5 protein-coding genes and 1 pseudogene are annotated in these 4,551 nt (G+C 62.4%); 2 read left to right on the top strand and 4 right to left on the bottom strand.

What is annotated here, in order from left to right; genetic code table 11:
* The 4 genes from EN750_RS19975 to EN750_RS19960 all read right to left on the bottom strand — a co-directional run.
* Window positions 1-406: methenyltetrahydromethanopterin cyclohydrolase (locus EN750_RS19975; RefSeq protein ID WP_245482751.1), on the bottom strand; the 406-nt coding region annotated here is incomplete at its 3' end.
* Complete coding sequence (locus EN750_RS19970) at window positions 403-1,497, bottom strand: ATP-grasp domain-containing protein (RefSeq protein ID WP_127397429.1); 1,095 nt, start codon at window positions 1,495-1,497, stop codon at window positions 403-405. The genes EN750_RS19975 and EN750_RS19970, both read right to left, overlap by 4 nt.
* Window positions 1,498-1,510: 13 nt before the next feature.
* Window positions 1,511-2,404, bottom strand: coding sequence for an NAD(P)-dependent methylenetetrahydromethanopterin dehydrogenase (locus tag EN750_RS19965; RefSeq protein WP_127397428.1), 894 nt, complete (start codon window positions 2,402-2,404; stop codon window positions 1,511-1,513).
* A gap of 29 nt (window positions 2,405-2,433) precedes the next feature.
* The gene (locus tag EN750_RS19960; RefSeq protein ID WP_127397427.1) at window positions 2,434-3,405 is read right to left on the bottom strand and encodes a beta-ribofuranosylaminobenzene 5'-phosphate synthase family protein; all 972 of its coding nucleotides are present in this window, start codon (window positions 3,403-3,405) and stop codon (window positions 2,434-2,436) included.
* A gap of 156 nt (window positions 3,406-3,561) precedes the next feature.
* Here EN750_RS19960 and EN750_RS19955 point away from each other — a divergent pair, with 156 nt between their 5' ends.
* Both EN750_RS19955 and EN750_RS19950 read left to right on the top strand, forming a co-directional pair.
* A complete protein-coding gene (locus EN750_RS19955; RefSeq protein WP_027036898.1) occupies window positions 3,562-3,942 on the top strand; it encodes a 4a-hydroxytetrahydrobiopterin dehydratase in 381 nt (126 codons plus the stop codon).
* A gap of 118 nt (window positions 3,943-4,060) precedes the next feature.
* A pseudogene (locus tag EN750_RS19950) lies at window positions 4,061-4,551 on the top strand (tungsten formylmethanofuran dehydrogenase); the annotation flags it as partial.

The following is a 4,551-nucleotide window of genomic DNA, read 5'->3' as shown; positions in this document are numbered from 1 at the left end:
ATGCGATGTCGCGATAGGAAAGTGTTTCGAACAGCGGTTCGACCCGGGCGAGGGCGCGCGCCGGCCCAGATCCCATCGCGAAATAGTCCTGGCCAGACAGGTTCCAGCCCGCATATTGGCTGCCCAGGCAGGCTAGCACCGGCTGCGAAGATCGCGCTTCGACAGTGAACGGCCATTGCTGTGACGCGCGATCCATGAACACAGAAACGCTGCCGAGACCGCCCATCGCGGCCTCAACCATGCGCAGCCCGGCTTCGACGCTGCCTACGGTCTTGGCGCCGGCATCGATCAGGCGCTCGCCCAATGGCCCCCTGGAAACGACGATGCGCAGGCGTTCGGCGTCGCCGATCATGCCGTCAACGATGCGCTGTGCATTGTCGTTCAGGAATGCCGAACCGTCTTTCATGTCCGGTCTCCTTCCCATTGGAGTTGCAATTGACTGGCTTGTCCCTTGATGAGTCGCTTGGTCGATTGGGCGCTCGGCCCGCGCGCGAAGACCGTGCAGACAGGGTCGCCGGCAATCAGACGGGTGCCAGCCGACTGCTGGTCCGCTGTCCATTCAGGCCAGGCGATCGACGGAAAGTGAGTGATTGGCGTCGCGGCGTAAGTCACCATCGACGCCATCGAATCGAGGAAGCGCGGCAAGCGGAAGACCTGACCCGTCGCGGCGCGCAGATGCGCTTCGATCAATGGCGCGTCGACATCGTCGAAAATGTCCAAGGTGGCGCCCGGCCTCGGATTGATTTCGATGAACTTGTAGCCGTCCGGCCCGCGGATAAGATCGGCGCTGCACAATCCAACCAGGCCGGCGCGCCGCGTCAGACTTGAGAGCCAACCGCCGATCACCGCCGCCTGTTTGCGAGCGAAGCGTCTCAACCGCACGGCGCCGCCGTAGCGATAGGGCGCTGTTGGGGAGGGGGACGTCCATTGTTGGCTGAAGCCCACGACGTGCGCGGTTTGCCCGTTGCCGACGAACAGGGCCGAAATGCTGCGTCCGGCAACGAAGCGCTGGAAATAGCGGCCGGCGGTCGGGCTTTCTCCGGCTGCTCGTCTGACGTGCCCGCCGCCGGCGCCACCCGCGGTCTTGACCACCCAGTTCTCCCGATCAGGCGGCTGGTCCCATCGCAATTGCGGATGCGGGATGCCAAGTTCGGCGCAATCATCGGCCAGCAACTGCGGATCCTTGATCCTGCGGATCGCGGCGCCGCCGTTGCCTGCGAGCGGAAAGTGTCGCGCGATCTCCTCCACGGTCTCAGGCATCCGCTCAAACCCTGAGCCCAGGATAATGGCGACCGGCAGGTCGTCGCCAGCCAATCGCCGAAGCGTGTCGACGATGCGCTCGCCGTCGATGCCCCTCTGCAGGTCGCCCGGCAGCATCGTCGCGCGTCCTGCGAGCGCGACGGTGTCCGTATCGCAAAAGAAATCGGCAACCAGCGGACGATAGCCGGCGCGGCGCGCGGCGGCGGCCAGCGCCCGGCCTGAAATTGCCGCGATCAAGAGAGATCCGGCGTTACTTGGCAATCTCGCGTGCAAGGGAAAACGCTTCCTGAAAATCGAGCGTGATCGTCTTTTCGGATTCGATCATTCTTTTGAAGAGACCGAATTCGACCTTATATTTGACATTGCCAATGGCAAGCGGACCAATGCCGACAGCTTTTGCCGCTTCGAGTGGATCACCATTGGCATTGACGGCCAATCCTTCGATACCGGCCGGGGGAACGGCATTGACGTCGGCCGCAATAAGCAGGTCATTGCCTTGCAATTGGGCTTTGGAGACCACCTGGACGCCAGCTTTGGCGCAAGCCAGGATAATTTCGTTTGCCTCGACCAGCTTTGTCTTGCGTGCGTCGCTCGATCCGTCAGCGGCATCGACGATGATGTTGAATCTGCTTTCGATCTCGGCCGCGATCTGCTTGACCCTCTCGATGCCGTCATGGCCGACAAGTGTGACCCGGGCACCTTCCCCTGCCGCGATGACGGCGGTGCAGAAGCCGACGACGCCGGTGGCACCGAAAACAGCTACCCTCGTATCCCTGAGCGCACGCTGCAATTTCTTCTCCAGCGCCTTTTCGACCTTGGCCACCATCGCCGCGGCCGTGGTGAACGAGCCGGCCGGATCGGCAAACACCGAAACCTGGAAAGGCGGCACCATCGCCTTCTTCGCGGCGTCGAACATGTCGAGCGCCAACGAGGCGTCCTTCCCGGCGATGAAGATGCCGGTGTCGACACCCGCATCCGGGGGGCGCGAAAAGATCGCGTCCTGGACCAAGCCTGTCACTTCGGCGAGGCTTACATCAACATAGGGGACGACGGCGTCGAAACCTGCGTCGAGCGCCATGTTCACGTCGAAGGGGCTCATCTGCTTCAACGGTGTCAGCATGTGCAGGATGTGTTTGCGGGCCATTTCTTGCCTTTCTGCCTGAAACGGGAGCGTCAGCTGCCGACGAGATTCAGCCTGGTTGAGCTGATCTTCGCGCCGGAGTTCCTGCCCTTGACGATCTTGATCTCAAGGCCGTCCTCAATTGTCGTCTTCCGAACCGCGTCGACGAACTTGAGTGCGGCGTCATGTGATGGCGCGAAGGCAAAGCCTGTCGGCCCCCAGGAGCTCTGGCCGATGCCGACGGCGCCTGCTTCATTGAGACGGTGGGCCGCCATCTCGACCCGCTTCGAGGTGAACACGCCGCCCTGCGCCGGGGCGAAATGGCTGCCGATCAGCATCTGTATCGCGGTGACGGCGGCGCCGAATGCCGGAAGGTCCCGCTCGACCAAAGCCGGCATAATGCCCATCAGCACCCTCCGGCAGATCTCCCCACTGCCTGCCATTGGGAATGGCGGCAGCGAACGAAACGCCTCGACCTCGGCAGCGCCATGCAGTCCATGCCCGGAATGGTCGAGGATGAGGATGACGCGCCACTCTTCCGGAAACGGCAGCCGCGCGACGACCGGAGGCGTTCCGCCGCGGTCGTTCTTGCCGGCGTCGACTATGACGCCGCCATCTTCGAAACTTGCGATGCCGATGCCGGACCGGCCGCCCCGCTCGAGCAGGCTCGCGTCGCCGGCGATATCCAGAGGCAAATTATGGAGAGTGCGCAACGCCGAGGCGACGGCAAGGGCGATCTGCGTGCCGGACCCCAGACCCGCATGACTGGGGATCGACTGCTCGACCACCAGATGGTGCTGGCCGCGAATGCCGAGATGCTTGCAGAGCGTCGACAGATGCTCGCTGGCGCGGGTGCTCTCGGAGCCTTCGACGATGGTCTCGCCGGATCGCGACAGGGTGACGACGGTTTCGGGTTCGCTCAATGGAAGCCCGACGCTGCCGAACCGCCGTCCGGCATCGCCATTAAGATCAAGGAAGCCAAGGTGCAGGCGAGCGGGCACTCGTATGGTAACAGAATTCGACATCTGCCCCCCGATGGGTGCATCATGGATGCATCATGGAAGTTTAGGTGCCCGGTACCATGATAACTGTTTTCGTCGATGGAGCAAGCCAAAGAGAATGCATCCAGGTGTTTGCCGGCTCCGGCGTGTAGACAGACCGAGCAATTCGCGGAGGTCGAGATGAACGAGACAGTCAAGGAAAAGGTCTATTCGGAAGCCGAGATCGCCGAGCGGCTTGAGAAGGAGCTGCCAAAATGGCGCTACGAAAACGGCTGGATCCGGCGCAAATACAAGACCCACAGCTGGAAATCGACGCTGATGGTCATCAACACGGTTGGCCATCTCGCCGAGGCGGCGTGGCACCATCCCGATATCACCGCCTCCTATGCCTGGGTCGAGGTGCGCCTGATGAACCATGCGGCGAAAGGCATTACCGACAAGGATTTCGAGTTGGCGAAAAAGATCGAGGATGTTGTCCAGTGGCAGCCGGCCAAGGAAGGCGGGGCGCTGGAGGGCACTCCGCTGACCGATCAACGCTTCGCTTACGTCAAATATGACTAAGCAGGGTCGGAATTTGTTGATAGCGTATGAAAACATTCGCTGATCCGCTGCAAGGTGGGGTTCACGGCCAATCCAGTTTCGTCTAGGATCGTGGCGGCACCAGAAAGTAGTTTAGCGAATGGCGGTTGCTTGGATCGGCAACCGGGAAGCGCTGATTGAGCGCGCGGCTGCGCATGCCGCGTCGCTACTGTCGTCAAGTCGGTGCCCGGTTTTCAGCTTTGATACGGATATAGACGGCACGAGGGCGGCGATCGCGCTGGCTGAGAGGGCTGGCGCGGCATACGACCATGCCGATGGCGCGGCACTTGCCCGGGAGACTGCGCTTTTTACGGACAAGGGGGCAATGACCGTCGCCCCCGGAGAGACGCGCCGGCGTGCCGATGTCGTGGTGATCGTGGGCGAGCTCCCGCGGATCCATCATGGTCTTGTTGGCGAACTCGCCGGGACGGTTCCCGACCTCTCGACCGTGAACCAGCGCGCGTTCTTCGTGGTAGGCCCGAACGGGATGTCTGTGCCGCCGCTGAACGGCGGGCGCGAGGCAACGCGACTTTCCTGTGGCCAAGCTAGCCTCGCCGCCACGCTGGCGGCACTGAGAGCACAGTACAAAGG

It is taken from the genome of Mesorhizobium sp. M7A.F.Ca.ET.027.03.2.1 (assembly GCF_003999175.1).
In the GTDB taxonomy this organism is placed as follows: domain Bacteria; phylum Pseudomonadota; class Alphaproteobacteria; order Rhizobiales; family Rhizobiaceae; genus Mesorhizobium.
Note: the sequence above shows the minus strand (reverse complement) of the source record. Positions and strands in the feature narration are given on the sequence as shown.

What these genes read in the sequence shown, in the direction of transcription:
- EN750_RS19965 (WP_127397428.1), bottom strand. Translation starts at nt 2,404, where the DNA reads ATGGCCCGCAAACACATCCTGCACATGCTGACACCGTTGAAGCAGATG.
- EN750_RS19960 (WP_127397427.1), bottom strand. Translation starts at nt 3,405, where the DNA reads ATGTCGAATTCTGTTACCATACGAGTGCCCGCTCGCCTGCACCTTGGC.
- EN750_RS19955 (WP_027036898.1), top strand. Translation starts at nt 3,562, where the DNA reads ATGAACGAGACAGTCAAGGAAAAGGTCTATTCGGAAGCCGAGATCGCC.